The organism is Pseudomonas sp. TYF_14, from assembly GCF_043105275.1.
Taxonomy (GTDB): Bacteria; Pseudomonadota; Gammaproteobacteria; order Pseudomonadales; family Pseudomonadaceae; genus Aquipseudomonas; species Aquipseudomonas alloputida.
Genome location: NZ_JBICLK010000054.1, coordinates 137,425 through 156,764, shown reverse-complemented (window position 1 = coordinate 156,764; position 19,340 = coordinate 137,425). Strand labels below are relative to the sequence as shown.

Below are 19,340 nucleotides of genomic sequence, written 5' to 3'. Positions count from 1 at the left end.
TTGCTAACCTGATAGGTGATACATGGCAGGCGCAAAAGAGATTCGCAGTAAGATTGCGAGCATCAAAAGCACGCAAAAAATTACCAGCGCCATGGAGAAAGTGGCGGTCAGCAAGATGCGCAAGGCACAAATGCGCATGGCTGCTAGCCGTCCTTACGCGGAACGTATCCGCCAGGTGATCGGTCATCTGGCCAACGCCAACCCGGAATACCGCCACCCGTTCATGATCGAGCGCCCTGTAAAGCGCGCTGGTTATATCGTGGTGAGCAGTGACCGTGGTCTGTGCGGTGGCTTGAACACCAACCTGTTCAAGGCCCTGGTCAAGGACATGAGCGCAAACCGCGAACAGGGCGTGGAAATCGACCTGTGCGTGATCGGCAGCAAGGGTGCGACTTTCTTCCGCATCTTTGGCGGCAACGTCGTAGCAGCGATCAGCCACTTGGGCGAAGAGCCATCGATCAACGATCTGATCGGCTCCGTCAAAGTGATGCTGGACGCCTACCTGGACGGCCGTATCGATCGCCTCTCGGTGGTTTCGAACAAGTTCATCAATACCATGACCCAGAAGCCGACGGTCGAGCAATTGGTACCGTTGGTGGCAACCCCGGATCAGGATCTCAAGCATCACTGGGACTACCTGTACGAACCCGACGCAAAAGAGCTGCTGGACGGCTTGATGGTGCGCTACGTGGAGTCGCAGGTTTACCAGGCGGTGGTCGAGAACAACGCTGCTGAACAAGCGGCCCGGATGATCGCCATGAAGAACGCCACAGACAACGCCGGTGATTTGATCAAAGAGCTTCAGTTGATCTACAACAAGGCGCGTCAGGCTGCGATCACCCAGGAGATCTCGGAAATCGTCGGCGGCGCTGCCGCGGTTTAACGGTTCACATATTCAGAGGATCCAGCTATGAGTAGCGGACGTATCGTTCAAATCATCGGCGCCGTCATCGACGTGGAATTCCCACGTGACGTCGTGCCGAGTGTATACAACGCGCTTAAAGTACAAGGCGCGGAAACCACCCTGGAAGTTCAGCAGCAGCTGGGCGACGGCGTGGTTCGTACCATTGCGATGGGCTCGACCGAAGGCCTGAAGCGCGGTCTGGATGTCGTCGACACCGGCGCTGCCATTTCCGTTCCAGTTGGTAAGGCCACCCTGGGCCGTATCATGGACGTACTGGGCAACCCGATCGACGAAGCCGGCCCGATCGGCGAAGAAGAGCGTCGCGGTATCCACCAGCCAGCGCCTTCGTTCGCTGACCAGGCAGGCGGCAACGACCTGCTGGAAACCGGCATCAAGGTTATCGACCTGGTTTGCCCGTTCGCCAAGGGTGGTAAGGTTGGTCTGTTCGGTGGTGCCGGTGTCGGCAAGACCGTAAACATGATGGAACTGATCCGTAACATCGCCATGGAACACAGCGGTTACTCCGTGTTCGCTGGTGTGGGTGAGCGTACTCGTGAGGGTAACGACTTCTACCACGAGATGAAGGACTCCAACGTTCTCGACAAAGTAGCGCTGGTCTACGGTCAGATGAACGAGCCACCAGGAAACCGTCTGCGTGTAGCGCTGACCGGCCTGACCATGGCCGAGAAGTTCCGTGACGAAGGTAACGACGTTCTGCTGTTCGTCGACAACATCTATCGTTACACCCTGGCCGGTACCGAAGTATCCGCACTGCTGGGCCGTATGCCTTCGGCAGTAGGTTACCAGCCGACCCTGGCTGAAGAGATGGGCGTTCTGCAAGAGCGCATCACCTCCACCAAGGAAGGTTCGATCACCTCCGTACAGGCCGTATACGTACCTGCGGACGACTTGACCGACCCGTCGCCAGCGACCACCTTCGCCCACTTGGACGCCACCGTCGTTCTGTCCCGTGACATCGCCTCCCTGGGTATCTACCCAGCGGTCGACCCACTGGACTCGACTTCGCGCCAGCTGGACCCGAACGTGATCGGCAACGAGCACTACGAGACCGCTCGTGGCGTTCAGTATGTTCTGCAGCGCTATAAAGAGCTGAAGGACATCATTGCGATCCTGGGTATGGACGAACTGTCCGAAGCCGACAAGCAACTGGTAGCCCGCGCTCGTAAGATCCAGCGCTTCCTGTCGCAGCCGTTCTTCGTGGCAGAAGTCTTCACCGGTTCGCCAGGCAAGTACGTTTCCCTGAAAGACACCATCGCTGGCTTCAGCGGCATCCTCAAAGGTGACTACGACCACCTGCCAGAACAAGCGTTCTACATGGTCGGCAGCATCGACGAAGCGATCGAGAAAGCCAAGAAACTGTAATTCCTGCGCCCCGCAAGGGGCGCTATCAGGTTGAGGCAAGCAGATGGCTATGACAGTCCATTGCGATATCGTCAGCGCGGAAGGAGAGATCTTCTCCGGCCTGGTCGAGATGGTGGTTGCGCACGGTAACCTGGGTGATCTTGGTATCGCTCCAGGCCATGCGCCGCTGATCACCAATCTCAAGCCTGGTCCGATCACGCTGACCAAGCAGGGTGGCGCACACGAGGTGTTCTACATCTCTGGTGGTTTCCTCGAGGTTCAGCCGAACATGGTCAAGGTGCTTGCCGATACCGTGCAACGTGCTGCAGACCTGGATGAAGCTCAGGCTCAGGAGGCCCTCAAGGCTGCCGAGAACGCCCTGAATCTGAAAGGCGCGGACTTCGACTACGGCGCCGCCGCCGCACGTCTGGCCGAGGCCGCAGCCCAGCTGCGTACCGTCCAGCAAATGCGCAAAGGCAAGTAATCGGCCCCGGCTGATAACTTCTGTTGCGATTGAGTAAAAGGGTAGCCTCGGCTACCCTTTTTCTTTTTCTGTTTTCTCCCCCGGTCTTTCACTGACCGCCCAGGATTGGTAGCCAGTAATGTCACTCGATATCGTTATTCTCGCCGCCGGCCAAGGCACCCGCATGCGCTCGGCGCTGCCCAAAGTGTTGCACCCGGTAGCAGGCAATTCCATGCTCGGCCATGTTATCCACAGCGCGCGTCAACTTCAGCCGCAAGGTATTCACGTGGTCATTGGCCATGGTGCCGAGCTGGTTCGCGAGCGGCTGGCTGCTGACGACCTGAATTTCGTCATGCAGGATAAACAGCTGGGTACCGGTCATGCTGTTGCCCAGGCACTGCCAGCGCTGACCGCTGACACCGTGCTGGTGTTGTACGGCGACGTGCCGTTGATCGAAGTGGAGACCCTGCAGCGTCTGTTGGCCAAAGCCAACGATCAGCAGCTGGGACTGCTGACAGTCACCCTCGATGATCCGACCGGCTATGGCCGGATCGTGCGTGACGAGCAGGGCCAGGTAACTGCCATCGTTGAGCACAAGGACGCCAACGACGCGCAAAAAGCGATCAAGGAAGGCAACACCGGCATTCTGGCCTTGCCGGCCGCGCGCCTCGCCGACTGGATGGGCCGCCTGTCGAACAACAACGCCCAGGGCGAGTATTACCTGACCGACGTAATTGCCATGGCAGTTGCCGATGGCTTGGTGGTGGCAACTGAACAGCCACACGATGCTATGGAAGTGCAGGGCGCCAACGACCGCCGCCAGCTCTCCGAGCTGGAGCGTCACTACCAGTTGCGGGAAGGCCGCCGTCTGATGGCTCAGGGGGTTACCCTGCGTGATCCGGCACGCTTCGATGTTCGTGGTGAAGTAAGCGTTGGTCGTGACGTGCTGATCGACATCAACGTGATTCTCGAAGGCAAGGTGGTCATCGAAGACGATGTGCAGATCGGCCCTAACTGCGTGATCAAGAACACGACCCTGCGCAAAGGCGCGGTGGTCAAGGCCAACAGCCACCTCGAAGGCGCCGTGATGGGCGAAGGCAGCGATGCTGGCCCGTTCGCCCGCCTGCGCCCGGGCAGCGTACTGGACGCCAAGGCCCATGTGGGTAACTTCGTTGAACTGAAAAACGCCCACCTGGGTGAAGGGGCCAAGGCTGGTCACCTGACCTACCTGGGGGATGCCGAAATCGGTGCGCGCACCAATATCGGCGCCGGCACCATCACCTGCAACTACGATGGCGCCAACAAGTTCAAGACCGTGATGGGTGAAGACGTGTTCATCGGTTCGAACAACTCGCTGGTGGCGCCTGTGGAAATCAAGGCCGGCGCGACCACCGCAGCCGGCTCGACCATCACCCAGGCTGTAGAAGCGGGTGACCTGGCTGTAGCCCGTGCGCGCCAGCGCAACATTTCGGGCTGGAAGCGCCCGGAGAAGATCAAGAAGAGCTGAGTTATTCACAGCCCTTTCCATCGAAAGCCGACTTATGTGAATAAGTCGGCTTTTTTATTGGCGCGGCTGCGCCTATAGGACCGCCTCAAAGCAGAAGCAAACAATCCACAGGTCAGCGACAGCTTGACGAATCGCGCGTCTTAGGTTTTGATTGCAACCATTAACTTTCGAATCGAAACTTAAACGCACATGTCGAAACGAAACACACCACAACGGCGACACAATATTCTGGCTTTGCTCAGCGAGCAGGGTGAGGTAAGTGTGGACGCGTTGGCCAAGCGTTTCGCCACCTCGGAAGTGACCATTCGCAAAGACCTCGCCGCCTTGGAAACCAACGGCTTGTTGTTACGCCGCTACGGTGGTGCTGTGCCGGTACCGCAAGAGTTGCTCGGTGAACCGGCACAACCCGTCTCTTCCTATAAAAAGGCCATTGCGCGTGCCGCCGTGGGGCGTATCCGCGAACATGCGCGCATTATCATCGACAGCGGCAGCACCACGGCGGCAATGATCCCCGAACTGGGGCGCCAGCCAGGCCTGGTGGTGATGACCAATTCGCTCAATGTGGCCCGTGCAATCTGCGACCTCGAACACGAGCCGGTGCTGCTGATGACCGGTGGCACCTGGGACCCGCATTCCGAATCGTTCCAGGGCCAGGTCGCGGAGCAGGTACTGCGCTCCTACGATTTCGACCAATTATTCATCGGCGCCGACGGCATCGACCTGGGCCGGGGTACCACTACCTTCAACGAGTTGCTTGGGCTGAGCCGGGTCATGGCGGAAGTTGCCCGTGAAGTGATCGTGATGGTCGAGTCGGACAAGGTGGGGCGCAAGATCCCTAACCTCGAGCTGCCCTGGGGCAGTGTGCACACCCTTATTACAGATGAACGCCTGCCAGCAGCAGCGCGCGAACAAATTCAAGCCCGCGGCATCAACCTGATCTGCGCCGCGATCAGCCAGGAGCAATAAAACATGTGTGGAATCGTTGGTGCTGTCGCCGAGCGTAATATCACAGCCATCCTGATCGAAGGCCTTAAGCGTCTTGAATACCGCGGTTACGACAGCGCCGGTTTGGCTGTACTCACCCAGAACGGTGAACTGCAGCGCCGCCGCCGCATCGGCAAGGTCAGCGAGCTGGAGGTTGCTGTTGCTGATGACCCATTGGCAGGCCAGCTGGGTATTGCCCACACCCGCTGGGCTACTCACGGCGCGCCGACTGAAGGCAACGCCCACCCGCACTTCTCGGGCAATGATGTGGCCGTGGTGCACAACGGCATCATCGAGAACCATGAGGAGCTGCGCGAAGAGCTGAAGGGCCTGGGCTATGTCTTCACTTCGCAGACCGATACCGAAGTCATCGTCCACCTGATCCACCACACCCTGAAGAGCATTCCAGACCTGACCGACGCCCTTAAGGCGGCGGTGAAGCGCCTGCACGGCGCTTACGGCCTGGCGCTGATCAGTGCCAAGCAGCCGGACCGCCTGGTGGCAGCACGCAGTGGTAGCCCGCTGGTTATCGGCCTGGGCCTTGGCGAGAACTTCCTGGCGTCCGACCAGCTGGCGCTGCGTCAGGTTACTGACCGCTTCATGTACCTGGAAGAAGGCGACATCGCTGAAATCCGCCGTGATCAGGTCTCTATCTGGGACCAGCAGGGCAACAAGGTCCAGCGCGAAACCGTGCAGTACCACGAAGGTGCCGAGGCTGCCGACAAGGGCGCTTACCGTCACTTCATGCTCAAGGAAATTCACGAGCAGCCAAGCGTTGTTCAGCGCACGCTTGAAGGCCGCCTGGGCAAGGACAACGTGCTGGTCCAGGCCTTTGGCCCGCAAGCTGCCGACCTGTTTGCCAAGGTGCGCAACGTGCAGATCGTTGCCTGTGGCACCAGCTACCACGCCGGTATGGTTGCGCGCTACTGGCTGGAAAGCCTGGCCGGCATCCCTTGCCAGGTAGAAGTGGCCAGCGAGTTCCGTTACCGCAAGGTGGTGGTGCAGCCGGACACTCTGTTCGTCTCCATCTCGCAGTCCGGCGAAACCGCCGATACCTTGGCCGCACTGCGCAACGCCAAGGAGTTGGGTTTCCTTGGCAGCCTGGCGATCTGCAACGTGGGTATCAGCTCGCTGGTACGCGAGTCGGACTTGACCCTGCTGACCTTGGCCGGCCCTGAAATCGGCGTGGCTTCGACCAAAGCGTTCACCACTCAGCTGGTTTCGCTGATGCTGCTGACCCTGGCCCTTGGTCAGGTGCGCGGTACGCTGGAAGCCGGTGTCGAAGCTGAGCTGGTTGAAGAGCTGCGTCGACTACCTACCCGCCTGGGCGAAGCCCTGGCCATGGATGCCACCGTCGAGAAAATTGCCGAGCTGTTCGCCGACAAGCACCATACCCTGTTCCTCGGCCGCGGCGCGCAGTACCCGGTGGCGATGGAAGGTGCTCTCAAGCTTAAAGAAATCTCCTACATCCACGCCGAAGCATACCCAGCAGGCGAGCTGAAGCACGGCCCGCTGGCTCTGGTGGACAACGACATGCCGGTGGTTACCGTTGCACCGAACAACGAACTGCTGGAGAAGCTGAAGTCCAACCTGCAGGAAGTGCGTGCCCGTGGTGGCGAGCTGGTCGTGTTCGCCGACGAGCACGCTGGCATGACCAATGGCGAAGGCACCCACGTGATCAAGGTGCCGCACATTGCCGATGCCCTGGCGCCAATCCTGTACACCATTCCGCTGCAGTTGCTGTCTTATTACGTGGCCGTGCTAAAGGGGACCGACGTTGACCAGCCGCGTAATCTGGCCAAGTCGGTGACTGTCGAGTAACGGGTAGTCAGGTGTTGATCACCTGGTTTTGTTGAATTAAAACTGTCGCCGGTGGAGGGGAGGCTCTCGCTTCCCTTCATCGGGCGGCTTCACCAGCCTCCCCGCGTCACCCCTCCCGATTCAGCCTGATGAAACTCTTCCGTCATATGTGAGAAGGAACCTGCTGCTCTATTGGGCCGAGTCCAAGGCAGATATCTTCGAAGACCTGCGTACCCGCCATGTAATAAAGACATCCGAAGTCAGGAGGCTCGCTGCAGCTATCGGCTGGCCTGAGTGCTATGGTTTCAATCGACATGTTCAAAATCACTCACTGAATGCGGCGTTTCACATCATGAAAAGTAACTGGGATGAAGCTTGCCCAGGCACTCGGCTTGCGCAGTTCGGCTAGTTGGTCATCATCTTGCTGACGATGCTCTTGGGGTTTGCTGTGGAGCTTGATCCAGGCTAGAGGCTGTGCACGGACATGCCCAGACGCTGGGCAATATCGGCGCCAGGCTTGCCTTTCTGGTCCCTTGCTTGACCGCTTCGATCTTGATTCTTCAGGGTAACGCTGACGACTCATGGCACCTCCTGTTTGGGCTCATTATGAGGCTTAGAGGTGTCTACGAAACCAGGGGCGATTCATGGGGTGCTGCGTGTTACATTGATGCGAGTCCGGAATTCGCTCAGAGGTAATGTTGAGTTGGCATCACTGCCGCCACGATGAAGAATGAGAAAACTATGCCCTATTGAGTAAATTGATTCCCCCACGGTTGCTCGGCTGTGGATAAGGATCTCTGTTGCTCTTCATGATCAGCATAGGGAGTGTCGTCTAGCCGTTAATGGATGCGCACTAATCACAAAGGACGGTGTTTTATAAATGGATCTTTTAGCCAACGTACCCAGTTGGGATGACATCGAACGTAATTTGGATCAAACATTCAATGACGTGAACCAGAGCGTCCGCCTTGGCCTGAAAAGTGCCCACGATGGCTGGGATGGTTTCACCCGTCGCGTCAGCGATGGTGCAAGTCGAGCCTACGGTCTCATGGGTGGGCACCGAATCGACTACGTACGCCAGGCCATGGCGATGTCCTATCCGATAATACAGATGGATCTGTGCCGTAAATGGGCCGCCATCGAGATCGAACAGATCCTCCCAGTGCTTCTGCAACTGGTTAAAGAAGTGTCGATGATCCTCGGCGGTAGCGTGGCGATGGGCACCATCGCTGGTGGTGCAGCAGGAGCGTTTGCGTTTGGAGCGGGAGCTGCGCCTGGAGCTGTAGCGGGCGCTGGTATAGGTCTTCAGATCGGTAATCTGATTCTATTGGCCTTGGGGTTGTCTGCGATCGCCGAGTATTTTTACAAGGGCTTACCTGCCTGCCTGTCCACCTTGCAGCAAGGACTCGCCACGGCATGGTGTGCTGAGGACGGTCTGAAATCACCAGGGCTCGATCCTAGTGGTGGTTCTACCGCGCAAGTTCAGGAGCGAACCGAACGTGCTGCACGGCAGTTGGCTCGAGGACAGGAGCAACTGGTGTTGCTGCTGCTGACCGCCATCGTGACTTACCTGATGCGTGGTCAGATGAAAGCTGGAGCTATCAGCAGCATGGCAAGCATCGCCTCCCGCAGCGCCAAGCTTCAGGCAGAGATTTCAAACAAGCAGTTTGCCAACTGGCTGGCGAGGAACGAGCAGAAGATTCTGGCACAGCCTGAACTGCAGGTACGCGAACCCGTCCGCTTGCAAAAAGTCGTAGAACCTCAGCCCGAACCTCTCAATAAACAATCCGTCGCTCACAAAGTCGAGTCATTGCCGCGCCACAGACTGGGGGAAATTACCGGAACTTACTCGGCCATTGAGCCAGGTCCGCTCAGCTCGGATCTCGCCGGCACCTTCGCTGGCGGAAGATATACCGCTGTAAAGTTGGACCAGGACACGATACTGCGGCGGGCGGGCGTTTCGGATAGACCGCTGGGGCAGTTTTTTGCAGAAGAGGCTCCATCTGGAGTTTTGCAAACGCGCATCGACAAAGCTGTCCTTCCGGAATGGCCGGGTGGAGGCAAGTCTCCGATCGATACGGCATTCGATGTTAAGATCCCCGCTGGCACGGAGGTCTACATCGGCGAAGTCGGAACACAGGGAGGTTTCTACATCGGTGGGACCCCACAGATTGTGGTCGTTGAGCCATGGAGAATCAGCGGAGTTGAAGTGATGGGATCGAGTCCTTTGAAATGAAAAACATCAGTCAGATTATCCAGACCATGGTCCGAATTTCGGAGCTGCTGCGTCTTGGCAACGAAGATGAATGGGCAACACGTGTTGATCAGTACCGAATGGAACTACCGAACGATAGCAGCCATATCCTTTCAAAAATATTGAGGCTCTACGGTGGAATGGGGTCCCTCAGTGATATCGTTCTCTACCGTAACGGTCAACCGCTGATCAGTGAGAATAATGAGCTGGCCGAACTGCGAACTAAATTGTACGAGCTGTGCATGAGCGCTTAGGGCAACGGTCCTGACGACAGCACTTGATCAGGAGGCGCCAAGTACAAGCCGATGTCTCGTACCCACGACTATAAGTGTCACGGCACTACCTCGTTTACGCAGCGCTGGATGTGGCCAGTGGCTAGGTCATCCGCCAGTTGAAGCGCCGCCATGGAAGCGAAGAGTTTCTGGCGCTCCTCAATACAATCAAGGCTTCGGTTGCCAAGGATCTGGACGTCCAGCTAATCATGGATAACTCCGGAACTCATAAAATCGTGAAGGTCGCGACTTGTTTGGTTCCCGGCCTCCTTTTCACGTGCATTTCACTCTCACCTCGGCGTCCTGGCTGAACTTGGTCTAGCGTTTTTCAGTCAGATTGCCGGACAATGGATCAGGCGAGGCGCCCATGTCAGCGTGGCTGATGTCGAACGTTCAATTTTGGATTATATCGACCGGCACAATGCAGACCCAAAACCGCTCAACCCGCAGAGGGCATTTATCGCTTCAAGGAGCAGACTTGCTCACCGCAGTCGCTTGGGCAAGTAGAGACGACGCGAGATAAACGAATCAGAGAGGGCAGGGCCAGTGATGACAACTTTTGACAGGCATTGAATCGCCCTTGGTTTCCTAAACACCTTGAGCGGCTGCAAAGGGGCCGATAACGGTCACTCGCTAACGACTGCTTTCGACCAATATAGCGGCCGGTCACAACAGGGCGGAACTGGCCAGAATTGCAGCCGAAACCGTGGGAGCAAGCGTCGTTGTTGGTTGCGACAGCTTTAATTCTCTAGCGCTCGGCGCGTAAGCTGCATTTCTGCGCCTTGCGACAGTTTTGCATGTCTTCTGCAAGAGGCTGAATGCCGCGGAAAACGGGACGCAGGATAGTTAAAACTGTCGCAGGAGGCGGTGAGTCCACCCCGCCGCCGCCTGCAATGTTCCTGCTCCTTAAAGTTGCCTCACTCGTTCGACGCTGGCTTTTGGGCAATGACGTCAAAGCGATGCCAATGCTTCGTGCCTCGCATGCTGGGCCCGTCATATTCATGGATTTCGAACGCCTTCAAGCTAAGGTCTTGGAATAGCACACGGGCTTCTGACTCAGAGTGAAAGGTCCTCTCCGGGTCGGATGCCCAATCATCCTTGTCACCGAAGAGTTGGCCCACGAACACTCCTCCCGGCAGAAGTGCAGACATGACAACTGACCAGAATTTTTCAAAGTGATCTGGATGACAAAATGGTAAGGCCATGCCTGCATGGATCAATGACGAGGGTGGCAAGGCCTCGATGCTCTCAAACCATTGGGTAGCTGTTTCTAGCTTTGCAGCAGGGTGATCCAGACCTATGGCGTGTACCATTTCGATTGCGGCCGGCTCTCGGTCGATAGCTAGAACATCCCAGCCAGCTTGAAGTAAAGCGCGAGTCTCGTTGCCAGAGCCACAGCCCAGATCCACAGCTTTTCTAGAGTTTGTCTGAGTGCTCGCAAGTCCAATTGCTGTGTGAAGAAGCGATGATGCTGGGCGGTCTCTGTGGTGCTCGTAATACGTTGTCCACTTGAAAGACCCGCACGCGTCTTTGCATTGCATTCTTGTATCCTTCCCTGAGGTCGTAATCTTGCCAAAAGCCCCCGTATGCTGGCATGGATCCGATGTGTAGTCTCTTGAAAAGACAGCCAGGCCAAAGGCTCTCGACTTGCGACAGCGTACATTTCCTCGCGAGGAGCTCGGCGGAATCCTTCACGCAAGGTGACTTGGCTGGAGCCTTACCATTGGCTTTACGATCCGCCATTCCGAGCTCCGGTCACAGCAACATGTACGCGATCATCAGCATGCCTAAAACACGAAGCCATGCCCGAGCTCTCTCTCCATCCACGCCAAGAAACGCCTGACCCGTTCGAACCCGGAATGCGCTTTCGGAAACACCAGATGATGGGCCGCCACAGGCGCGCTGAAGATGTGTGGCACGACTTCCACCAGTGTGCCGGACGCAAGGTACTTCTGCGCTAACAACGTACTTTCGAGTGCAAAACCCAGCCCGTGACTGGCGGCCTCCAGGGACATGTAGGAACGATCGAAGCTCAACGCGTAGGGCTTTTCCGGGCGGGCGAGACCGTGTCGAGCGAACCAGGCCGGCCATTTCAACAATGTGGCCTCGGAGAGAATCAAGTCCCGACGCAGTAGATCCGACGCGTCGTCGATCCTATGCCGGGCCAGCAGTTTCGGTGAGGCCAGCACGGCAAATGCCTCATTGCCTAAGGTGCGCACCTCGTAGCTAGGCCAATTGGGTTCGCCATGGCGAATGTCTACGTCAATCTTGTCGCGACTGAAATGCAGAGATTCATAAGAGCACGACAAGTTGATCTGGATATCCGGGTGCGCCATCCGAAATGCTTCCAGCCTTGGCATTAGCCACAGCAGGCCGAAACTCGGTGACGAATGCAAACGCAGGCAATCGAGGCTGACATCGCTGCTGGCCCGTTCCGTGGCGACGGAAAGACTGTGCAGAATGCCGGAAACGTCTTTCAGATACTGCTCGCCAACGGGGGTGAGGCTGACGCCACGCGCCGCGCGAAAGAACAGTTGTCGACCAATCATTGCTTCGAGCTTGGCCAATTGATGACTGACAGCCGAAGGGGTGAGGTCCAGCACTTCCGCCGCGCGGGCAACATTACCGAAGCGAGCGGTTTGCTCAAAGGCCTGAATCGCTCTCAGGGGTGGAAGGGCCGGCGCGGTATCGTCAACAGATCGCATATCAGTCACTTCGCTCGCAGCGCATATTTTTATTGGGGGCCTTCATTCAATCATTTAGCAATCAGGGTGACGAGTGCTGAATTTTTTTCAGCACCCAATGATTTTTGCGTTATTGCTCAGGGCCTGGGCCGAGACCAAAGTAGGCCCATCGATTCCGCTGAATCGACCTTATAAAAACAATCAGAGGTCACACCCATGCTTCTTCAAGGCAAAGTCGCAATCATCACTGGCGCAGCATCGGCACGCGGGATCGGCCGGGCCACTGCGGCCACATTCGCTGCTCAAGGTGCCCGCGTGGTGATCCTCGATCTGGATGAAGCCGCTGCCCGCGATGCCGCAGCGTCTCTTGGCGAAGGTCATCTCGGCCTGGCCGCCAACGTCGCCGATCAGGCACAGGTAAACCAGGCTGTTGCGCAGATCATCGAGCACTTTGGCCGCATCGACGTGCTGGTCAACAACGCTGGCATCACCCAACCCCTCAAGACCCTGGACATCAAGCACAGCGACTACGACAAGGTGCTCGACGTCAGCCTGCGCGGCACTCTGCTGATGTCTCAGGCCGTCATTCCCCTGATGCGCGAGCAACGTTCGGGCAGCATTGTCTGCATGTCCTCGGTATCGGCACAGCGTGGCGGTGGTATTTTCGGTGGCCCACACTACAGCGCAGCGAAAGCTGGGGTACTGGGCTTGGCCAAGGCCATGGCACGAGAGCTGGGGCCGGATAACGTGCGCGTGAACGCCATCGCCCCGGGTCTGATTCACACGGACATCACTGGCGGTTTGATGCAGGACGATCGTCGCCACGCAATCATCGACGGAATTCCACTGGGCCGTCTGGGCGAGGCGCAAGACGTCGCTAACGCCGCTTTGTTCCTGGCCAGCGATCTGTCGACTTACCTGACCGGAATCACCCTGGATGTAAACGGCGGCATGCTCATTCACTGATGCACATTGCGTCAGCCCGCGCGGCTGACGCTGTTCTGAATCGATAAAAACAAGAGATCAGACCATCATGATTACCACCCTGTCATTGGACGCGGTTTCGGCCGTGCGCTCCAACGCATACCGCAAGACTGCCTGGCGACTGATGCCGTTCCTGATGCTGTGCTACCTGTGTGCCTATCTGGACCGGGTGAACGTGGGCTTCGCCAAGTTGCAGATGATGAGCGACCTGTCCCTAAGCGAGGCCGTTTATGGCCTGGGCGCCGGCATGTTCTTCATTGGCTACTTTCTTTGCGAAGTGCCCAGCAATCTGATCCTGCACAGGGTCGGCGCACGCCGCTGGATCGCCCGGATCATGATTTCCTGGGGGATCATTTCCGGCCTCTTTGCCTTCGTTGAAACCGCCTGGCAGTTTTATGCCCTGCGCTTTCTGCTTGGCATCGCTGAGGCGGGTCTGGCTCCTGGCCTGTTGTTGTACCTGACCTACTGGTTCCCGTCCTACCGTCGCGCAAAGATGACCGTGCTGTGGTTCGTCGCGATTCCATTGTCGGGGATGATTGGCGGCCCACTGTCAGGCTGGATCATGAATCAGTTCGCAGGTTTTCATGGCTGGGCGGGCTGGCAATGGATGTTCGTCATCGAGGCAATTCCAACCGTCATCGTCGGCTTGTTGGTACTGAGCTATCTCAAAGATGGCGTGCATCAGGCCACCTGGCTGACCGATGAAGAAAAGGAACTGGTTACCAAGGAGCTCGCCGAGGACAACGCCCACAAGGTCACTCATGCCTCACCTCGGGAATTCATCCGTGATCGCCGCCTATGGCTGCTGGCCTGCATCTACTTCTGTGTCGTAATGGGCCAGTACGCAATCACCTTCTGGCTGCCGACCCTGATCCGCAATGCCGGGGTATCGGACCCACTGCACATCGGCATGCTGACCAGCCTGCCTTACATGTGCGCCATCGCCGCCATGCTGCTGATGGGCCGTAGTGGCGACAAGCATCGCGAACGTCGCTGGCACCTGGTTGCCCCGATGATCGCAGGTGCCATCGGCCTGACGCTGGCGGCGCTGCTGGGCGGCAACCTGCTGCTGTCGGTACTCAGCCTGTGCCTTGCAGCTGCTGGCGTGCTCTCGGCTTCCTCACTGTTCTGGATGCTGCCCACTACGCTGCTCGGCGGCGTATCAGCCGCAGCAGGTATCGCCGGTATCAACAGTTTCGCCAACCTTGCCGGGTTCTGCTCGCCTTACCTGATCGGTTGGATCACCACTTCCACCGGTTCCAGTGCCATCGGCATGTACCTGATCACCGCAGTGCTGCTCGCGGGGGCCACGCTGGTCCTGCGCATTCCCGCCGCATCGGTCAATCGTTAACTCGCTGGAGTAGTCACCATGACTGTCAACGCACCCGACACTTCGCTCTCGGCGCTCGCCGAACGCGCGTACAACATTCGCCGCCATGCCCTGCGCATGGGGCAGGTCCAGGGCCAGGGTTATGTCGGCCAGGCCCTCGGCGCCGCTGACTTGCTGGCCGTGTCGTACTTCCATGCGCTGCGCTATCAGCCCCACAACCCCGAATGGGGGCAACGCGACCGCTTTTACCTGTCCATCGGTCACTACGCCATCGCCCTGTATGCAGCGCTGATCGAAGCCGGCGTGATACCCCTGGAGGAACTGGAAACCTATGGTTCGGACGATAGCCGCCTGCCGATGTCGGGCATGGCCGCCTACACGCCGGGCATGGAAATAACCGGGGGGTCGCTCGGCCACGGCTTGGGCATAGCGGTCGGCGCCTGCCTGGGCCTGAAGCGCAAGAAATCGGATTCGTTTGTCTACAACCTGCTTTCGGACGGCGAATTGAACGAGGGATCAACCTGGGAAGCCGCGATGTCGGCCTCACATTGGAAACTGAACAACCTCATCGCAATCATCGACGTCAACAACCAGCAAGCCGACGGCTACTCCAGCGAAGTGCTGGCCTTCGAGCCCATCGTTGACCGTTGGCAGGCGTTTGGCTGGTTTACCCAGCGCGTGGACGGCAACGACATCGGCGCCCTGGTCGCCGCGTTCGACGCCGCACGCAACCATCAAGGTGCACAGCCGCGGGTCATCATCTGCGATACCAAGATGGGCAAGGGTGTGGACTTTCTCGAGTCACGTGAAAAAACCCACTTCATCCGCGTCGATGAAAACGAGTGGGATCTGGCATTGCAAAACCTTCAGGTCGGGAGAACTGTATGAGCCGCGTAAACACCACCGAAACCGGTAAGAAGCGCCTGACAACCTCGGCCATGATCGCTTCGATCGCTGCCGAGGGCCAGGCCACCCGCTCAGCGCCGTTCGGTCATGCGTTGGCGGCACTGGCCGAACAGCGTTCGGACATCGTCGGCCTGTCGGCGGACCTGTCCAAGTACACCGACCTGCACATTTTCGCGAAGGCGCACCCGGACCGTTTCTATCAGATGGGCATGGCCGAGCAATTGCTGATGAGTGCAGCCGCTGGCATGGCACGCGAAGGCTGCGTGCCGTTCGCCACCACGTACGCGGTATTCGCCTCGCGCAGGGCCTATGATTTTATCTGCATGGCCATCGCCGAGGAGAACCTCAACGTCAAGATCGTCTGCGGGTTGCCGGGCTTGACCACCGGTTACGGCCCCAGCCACCAGGCTACGGATGATCTGGCAATCTTCCGCGCCATGCCGAACCTGATGATCGTCGACCCATGTGACGCTCTGGAGATCGAGCAGGCGGTGCCCGCCATCGCCGCCCATCAGGGACCGGTGTACATGCGCCTGCTGCGCGGCAACGTGCCGCTGGTATTGGACGAATATGGCTACAAGTTCGAGATCGGCAAGGCCAAGACCCTGCGCACCGGAAAGGACGTGCTGATCATTTCCACCGGTCTGATGACCATGCGCTCGCTAGAGGCCGCAGCGCAGTTGCAGAAGGATGGCGTCGATGTGGCAGTACTACACGTACCTACCATCAAGCCACTGGACGAACAGACGATTCTGGCTGAGGCGCGCAAGTCCGGACGGCTGGTGGTCACCGCCGAAAACCATTCGATCATCGGCGGCCTCGGCGAGGCGGTGGCGGGCCTGCTGCTGCGCAACGGGGTAACGCCGACATTCCGCCAGATCGCCTTGCCCGATGCCTTCCTCGATGCCGGCGCCTTGCCGACGCTGCATGACCGCTACGGTATCTCTACCGACGCGGTGAGCGCGCAGATCAAGGCTTGGCTGTGACGTGATACCTGAAGATAGAGCCGGCCGGAATTAAAGGCGGCTCTATCCCCGACGCAGCGAATGGGGCTCGTCAGATTTGCATGGCCATGCCATCCACATTCATCGCCGCCTGGCGCAGGGCCTCGGAGCGCGTCGGGTGCGGGTGGCAGGTGAGGGCGATATCTTCTGCCGAGGCCGAGAACTCCATAGCCACGCAGAACTCACCAATCATCTCGCTGACGCTTGGGCCCACCAGGTGCACACCCAGTACTTCATCGGTTTCGGCATCGGCGATGACCTTGGCGAAGCCTTCGGTCTCGTGGTTGATCTTGGCACGGCTGTTGGCGGTGAAGGGGAACTTGCCAACCTTGTAGGCACGTCCTTCGGCCTTGAGCTGCTCTTCAGTCTTGCCCACGGTGGCCATCTCCGGGCGGGTATAGATCACGCCAGGGATGAGGTTGTAGTTGACCTCGTGGGGCTTGCCGGCGATGCGTTCGATACAGGCCACCGCTTCGTCTTCGGCCTTGTGCGCCAGCATTGGGCCCGAAGTGACGTCGCCAATCACCCAGACACCCGGCACTGAGGTACGGTGGTGCTCGTTGTTGAGCATGCCGCGCTTGTCGGCTTCCAGGCCCACGCTTTCCAGGTTTAGCCCTTTTGTATAAGGGCGACGGCCGATAGCCACCAACACGTAATCGGCTTGCAGCGATTCTGCGGTACCCCCGGCGGCAGGCTCCAGCGTCAGGCTGACGCCATCGGCACCTGCGGTAGCCTGAGTCACTTTACTGCCCAGCTTGAACACCATGCCTTGCTTGGCGAGCGCCTTCTGCAGGGTCTTGGCCGTTTCCGTGTCAGTGCCTGGGCAGATGCGGTCCAGGTATTCGATGACAGTGACCTGGCTACCCAGGCGGCGCCAGACCGAACCCAGCTCAAGACCGATCACGCCAGCACCGATGACAACCAGGTGCTTGGGCACTTGCGGCAGCGACAGCGCGCCGGTCGAGTCGATGATGCGCTGGTTGTCGACGGTCACACCTGGCAGAGGGGTGGGCTCAGAGCCGGTGGCAATGACGATGTCCTTGGCCTGCAACGCGGTTTCGCTACCGTCTTCGGCCTTGACCACGACCTTGCCGATGCCATCCAGGCGGCCCCAGCCTTTGATCCACTCGACCTTGTTCTTGCGAAACAGGTATTCGATGCCCTTGGTCAGGCCTGTCACGCTCTCGTCCTTCTGTTTCATCATCTGGGCGAGGTTGAGGGTGGGCTTTACTTCGATACCGAGGTGGGCGAACTCGTCACCGCTGGCAGCTTCGTAAAGCTCCGAAGCATGCAGCAGCGCCTTGGATGGCATGCAGCCGACGTTCAGGCAGGTACCGCCCAAGGTCGAGCGGCCTTCCACGCAGGCAACGCTCAGGCCCAACTGGCCAGCACGGATGGCTGCGTTGTAGCCGCCAGGGCCACCGCCGATGATCACCACGTCATAGGATTTCATGGGTTCAACTCCAGGATGTAGAAGCGCGAGAGGGCACAAGGTTAAGCTGAGATGCAGTGATTGTATACAATCTGCTGTGTGGATAAGATCAGTTGGTTCTAGACCATGGTCTTGCTTAGAGGAAACATCCTACAGATGAACTACTCTGATCCGGTGACGTTCGAAATATTAGGCGTCGTGGCCAATTACGGACAGGAGGGGTGTTTCATGCTTGCTCAACTTCCACCTGCATTGCAGAGCTTGCATCTGCCGCTGAGGCTGAAGCTGTGGGACGGCAACCATTTTGATCTTGGGCCTAGTCCTCAGGTCACGATTTTGGTCAAGGAACCACAGCTGATCAGCCAGTTGACCCACCCAAGCATGGACCAGCTAGGCACCGCATTCGTCGAAGGCAAGCTGGAGCTGGAAGGCGATATCGGTGAGGCCATCCGCGTGTGCGACGAGCTGAGCGAAGCGCTGCTGGCGGATGAGGATGAAACGCCGCCGCCACGTGTTTCTCATGACAAGACCACCGACGCCAAGGCAATCTCCTACCACTATGACGTGTCCAACGCGTTCTACCAGCTTTGGCTGGACCAGGACATGGCCTATTCCTGCGCCTACTTCCGTGAGCCGGACAATACGCTCGACCAGGCGCAGCAGGACAAGTTCGACCACCTGTGCCGCAAGCTGCGCCTGGATGCCGGTGACTACCTGCTCGATGTTGGCTGTGGCTGGGGCGGGCTGGCGCGGTTCGCTGCCCGTGAATATGGCGCCAAGGTGTTCGGCATTACCCTGAGCAAGGAGCAATTGAAGCTCGGCCGCAAGCGTGTGCAAGCCGAAGGGCTTGCCGACAAGGTCGACCTGCAGATTCTCGATTATCGCGATCTGCCCCAGGATGGTCGCTTCGACAAGGTTGTCAGCGTGGGTATGTTCGAGCATGTCGGGCATGCCAACCTGGCGCTGTACTGCCAGAAGCTGTTTGGGGCGGTGAGGGAAGGGGGGTTGGTGATGAACCACGGCATCACTGCCAAGCACGTCGATGGCCGACCGGTCGGGCGCGGGGCGGGTGAGTTCATCGATCGCTATGTATTCCCCCACGGCGAGCTGCCGCACCTGTCGATGATCAGCGCCAGTATCTGTGAAGCCGGGCTGGAGGTGGTGGACGTGGAGAGCCTGCGCCTGCACTACGCTAAAACCTTGCACCACTGGAGCGAGAACCTGGAGAACCAGTTGCACAAGGCGGCAGCGCTGGTGCCTGAGAAGACCCTGCGGATCTGGCGTTTGTACTTGGCCGGGTGTGCCTACGCCTTTCAGAAGGGCTGGATCAACCTGCACCAGATATTGGCCGTGAAGCCATACGCCGACGGGCATCATGACCTGCCCTGGACGCGGGAAGATTTGTACCGCTGAAATCGTAAGTGTCGCAGCCCTGATAGGGTTGTGCAGGAGCG

The 19,340-nt window shown here is 58.4% G+C and carries 16 protein-coding genes and 1 pseudogene; 13 read left to right on the top strand and 4 right to left on the bottom strand.

Features of this window, described 5'->3' with window-relative positions; translation table 11 throughout:
- The first annotated feature begins 22 nt into the window (after positions 1 to 22).
- The 6 genes from atpG (at position 23) to glmS (ending at position 7,041) form a co-directional block, all read left to right on the top strand.
- Positions 23 to 883: a F0F1 ATP synthase subunit gamma gene (gene atpG, locus ACF8O8_RS14385; RefSeq protein ID WP_003253195.1), complete on the top strand. Its 861-nt coding sequence runs from the start codon at positions 23 to 25 to the stop codon at positions 881 to 883.
- Between the two features lie 27 nt (positions 884 to 910).
- On the top strand, positions 911 to 2,287 hold the full coding sequence (atpD, locus tag ACF8O8_RS14380; RefSeq protein WP_003253197.1) for a F0F1 ATP synthase subunit beta: 1,377 nt from the start codon (positions 911 to 913) through the stop codon (positions 2,285 to 2,287).
- A gap of 43 nt (positions 2,288 to 2,330) precedes the next feature.
- Complete coding sequence (locus ACF8O8_RS14375) at positions 2,331 to 2,750, top strand: F0F1 ATP synthase subunit epsilon (RefSeq protein ID WP_010955886.1); 420 nt, start codon at positions 2,331 to 2,333, stop codon at positions 2,748 to 2,750.
- A gap of 118 nt (positions 2,751 to 2,868) precedes the next feature.
- Positions 2,869 to 4,236, top strand: coding sequence for a bifunctional UDP-N-acetylglucosamine diphosphorylase/glucosamine-1-phosphate N-acetyltransferase GlmU (glmU, locus tag ACF8O8_RS14370; RefSeq protein ID WP_047603748.1), 1,368 nt, complete (start codon positions 2,869 to 2,871; stop codon positions 4,234 to 4,236).
- A 189-nt stretch (positions 4,237 to 4,425) separates the two neighbouring features.
- Entirely contained in the window at positions 4,426 to 5,202 is a 777-nt protein-coding gene (locus tag ACF8O8_RS14365; RefSeq protein WP_003253204.1) for a DeoR/GlpR family DNA-binding transcription regulator, read from the top strand.
- Between the two features lie 3 nt (positions 5,203 to 5,205).
- Positions 5,206 to 7,041 (top strand): glutamine--fructose-6-phosphate transaminase (isomerizing), encoded by a 1,836-nt coding sequence (gene glmS / locus ACF8O8_RS14360; protein WP_010955884.1) that lies wholly within the window; start codon positions 5,206 to 5,208, stop codon positions 7,039 to 7,041.
- A gap of 370 nt (positions 7,042 to 7,411) precedes the next feature.
- On the opposite strand, the pseudogene ACF8O8_RS14355 reads toward glmS, so the two are convergent.
- Positions 7,412 to 7,603: pseudogene (locus ACF8O8_RS14355) on the bottom strand (transposase); the annotation flags it as partial.
- A 297-nt stretch (positions 7,604 to 7,900) separates the two neighbouring features.
- Here ACF8O8_RS14355 and ACF8O8_RS14350 point away from each other — a divergent pair.
- Together ACF8O8_RS14350 and ACF8O8_RS14345 are read left to right on the top strand one after the other, a co-directional pair.
- Complete coding sequence (locus tag ACF8O8_RS14350) at positions 7,901 to 9,256, top strand: DUF6861 domain-containing protein (protein ID WP_392509886.1); 1,356 nt, start codon at positions 7,901 to 7,903, stop codon at positions 9,254 to 9,256.
- Positions 9,253 to 9,528, top strand: a complete 276-nt coding sequence (locus ACF8O8_RS14345; protein WP_392509885.1) for a DUF6966 domain-containing protein — start codon at positions 9,253 to 9,255, stop codon at positions 9,526 to 9,528. Before ACF8O8_RS14350 ends, ACF8O8_RS14345 begins: the two co-directional genes overlap by 4 nt.
- 935 nt (positions 9,529 to 10,463) lie before the next feature.
- Here ACF8O8_RS14345 and ACF8O8_RS14340 read toward each other — a convergent pair.
- Positions 10,464 to 11,087 carry a class I SAM-dependent methyltransferase gene (locus tag ACF8O8_RS14340; RefSeq protein ID WP_392509884.1) on the bottom strand — a complete coding sequence of 208 codons (624 nt, stop codon included), beginning with the start codon at positions 11,085 to 11,087 and terminating at the stop codon, positions 10,464 to 10,466.
- A gap of 246 nt (positions 11,088 to 11,333) precedes the next feature.
- Positions 11,334 to 12,251 carry a LysR substrate-binding domain-containing protein gene (locus tag ACF8O8_RS14335; protein WP_029380745.1) on the bottom strand — a complete coding sequence of 306 codons (918 nt, stop codon included), beginning with the start codon at positions 12,249 to 12,251 and terminating at the stop codon, positions 11,334 to 11,336.
- Positions 12,252 to 12,446: 195 nt separating this feature from the next.
- Here ACF8O8_RS14335 and ACF8O8_RS14330 point away from each other — a divergent pair, with 195 nt between their 5' ends.
- The 4 genes from ACF8O8_RS14330 (at position 12,447) to ACF8O8_RS14315 (ending at position 16,436) form a co-directional block, all read left to right on the top strand.
- A complete protein-coding gene (locus tag ACF8O8_RS14330; protein ID WP_014754902.1) occupies positions 12,447 to 13,196 on the top strand; it encodes an SDR family NAD(P)-dependent oxidoreductase in 750 nt (249 codons plus the stop codon).
- Positions 13,197 to 13,263: 67 nt separating this feature from the next.
- Positions 13,264 to 14,565, top strand: coding sequence for an MFS transporter (locus tag ACF8O8_RS14325; protein WP_392509883.1), 1,302 nt, complete (start codon positions 13,264 to 13,266; stop codon positions 14,563 to 14,565).
- Positions 14,566 to 14,583: 18 nt separating this feature from the next.
- Entirely contained in the window at positions 14,584 to 15,432 is an 849-nt protein-coding gene (locus ACF8O8_RS14320) for a transketolase (protein WP_392509882.1), read from the top strand.
- The gene (locus ACF8O8_RS14315; RefSeq protein WP_012054134.1) at positions 15,429 to 16,436 is read left to right on the top strand and encodes a transketolase family protein; all 1,008 of its coding nucleotides are present in this window, start codon (positions 15,429 to 15,431) and stop codon (positions 16,434 to 16,436) included. The genes ACF8O8_RS14320 and ACF8O8_RS14315 overlap by 4 nt, the downstream gene beginning before the upstream one ends.
- 70 nt (positions 16,437 to 16,506) lie before the next feature.
- Here the strand turns inward: ACF8O8_RS14315 and lpdA are convergent, their stop codons facing one another.
- Positions 16,507 to 17,907, bottom strand: a complete 1,401-nt coding sequence (gene lpdA, locus ACF8O8_RS14310) for a dihydrolipoyl dehydrogenase (RefSeq protein ID WP_010955849.1) — start codon at positions 17,905 to 17,907, stop codon at positions 16,507 to 16,509.
- 207 nt (positions 17,908 to 18,114) lie between these two features.
- On the opposite strand from lpdA, the gene cfaB reads away from it, so the two are divergent.
- The gene (gene cfaB, locus ACF8O8_RS14305; protein WP_049588386.1) at positions 18,115 to 19,299 is read left to right on the top strand and encodes a C17 cyclopropane fatty acid synthase CfaB; all 1,185 of its coding nucleotides are present in this window, start codon (positions 18,115 to 18,117) and stop codon (positions 19,297 to 19,299) included.
- The last annotated feature ends 41 nt before the right edge of the window (positions 19,300 to 19,340 follow it).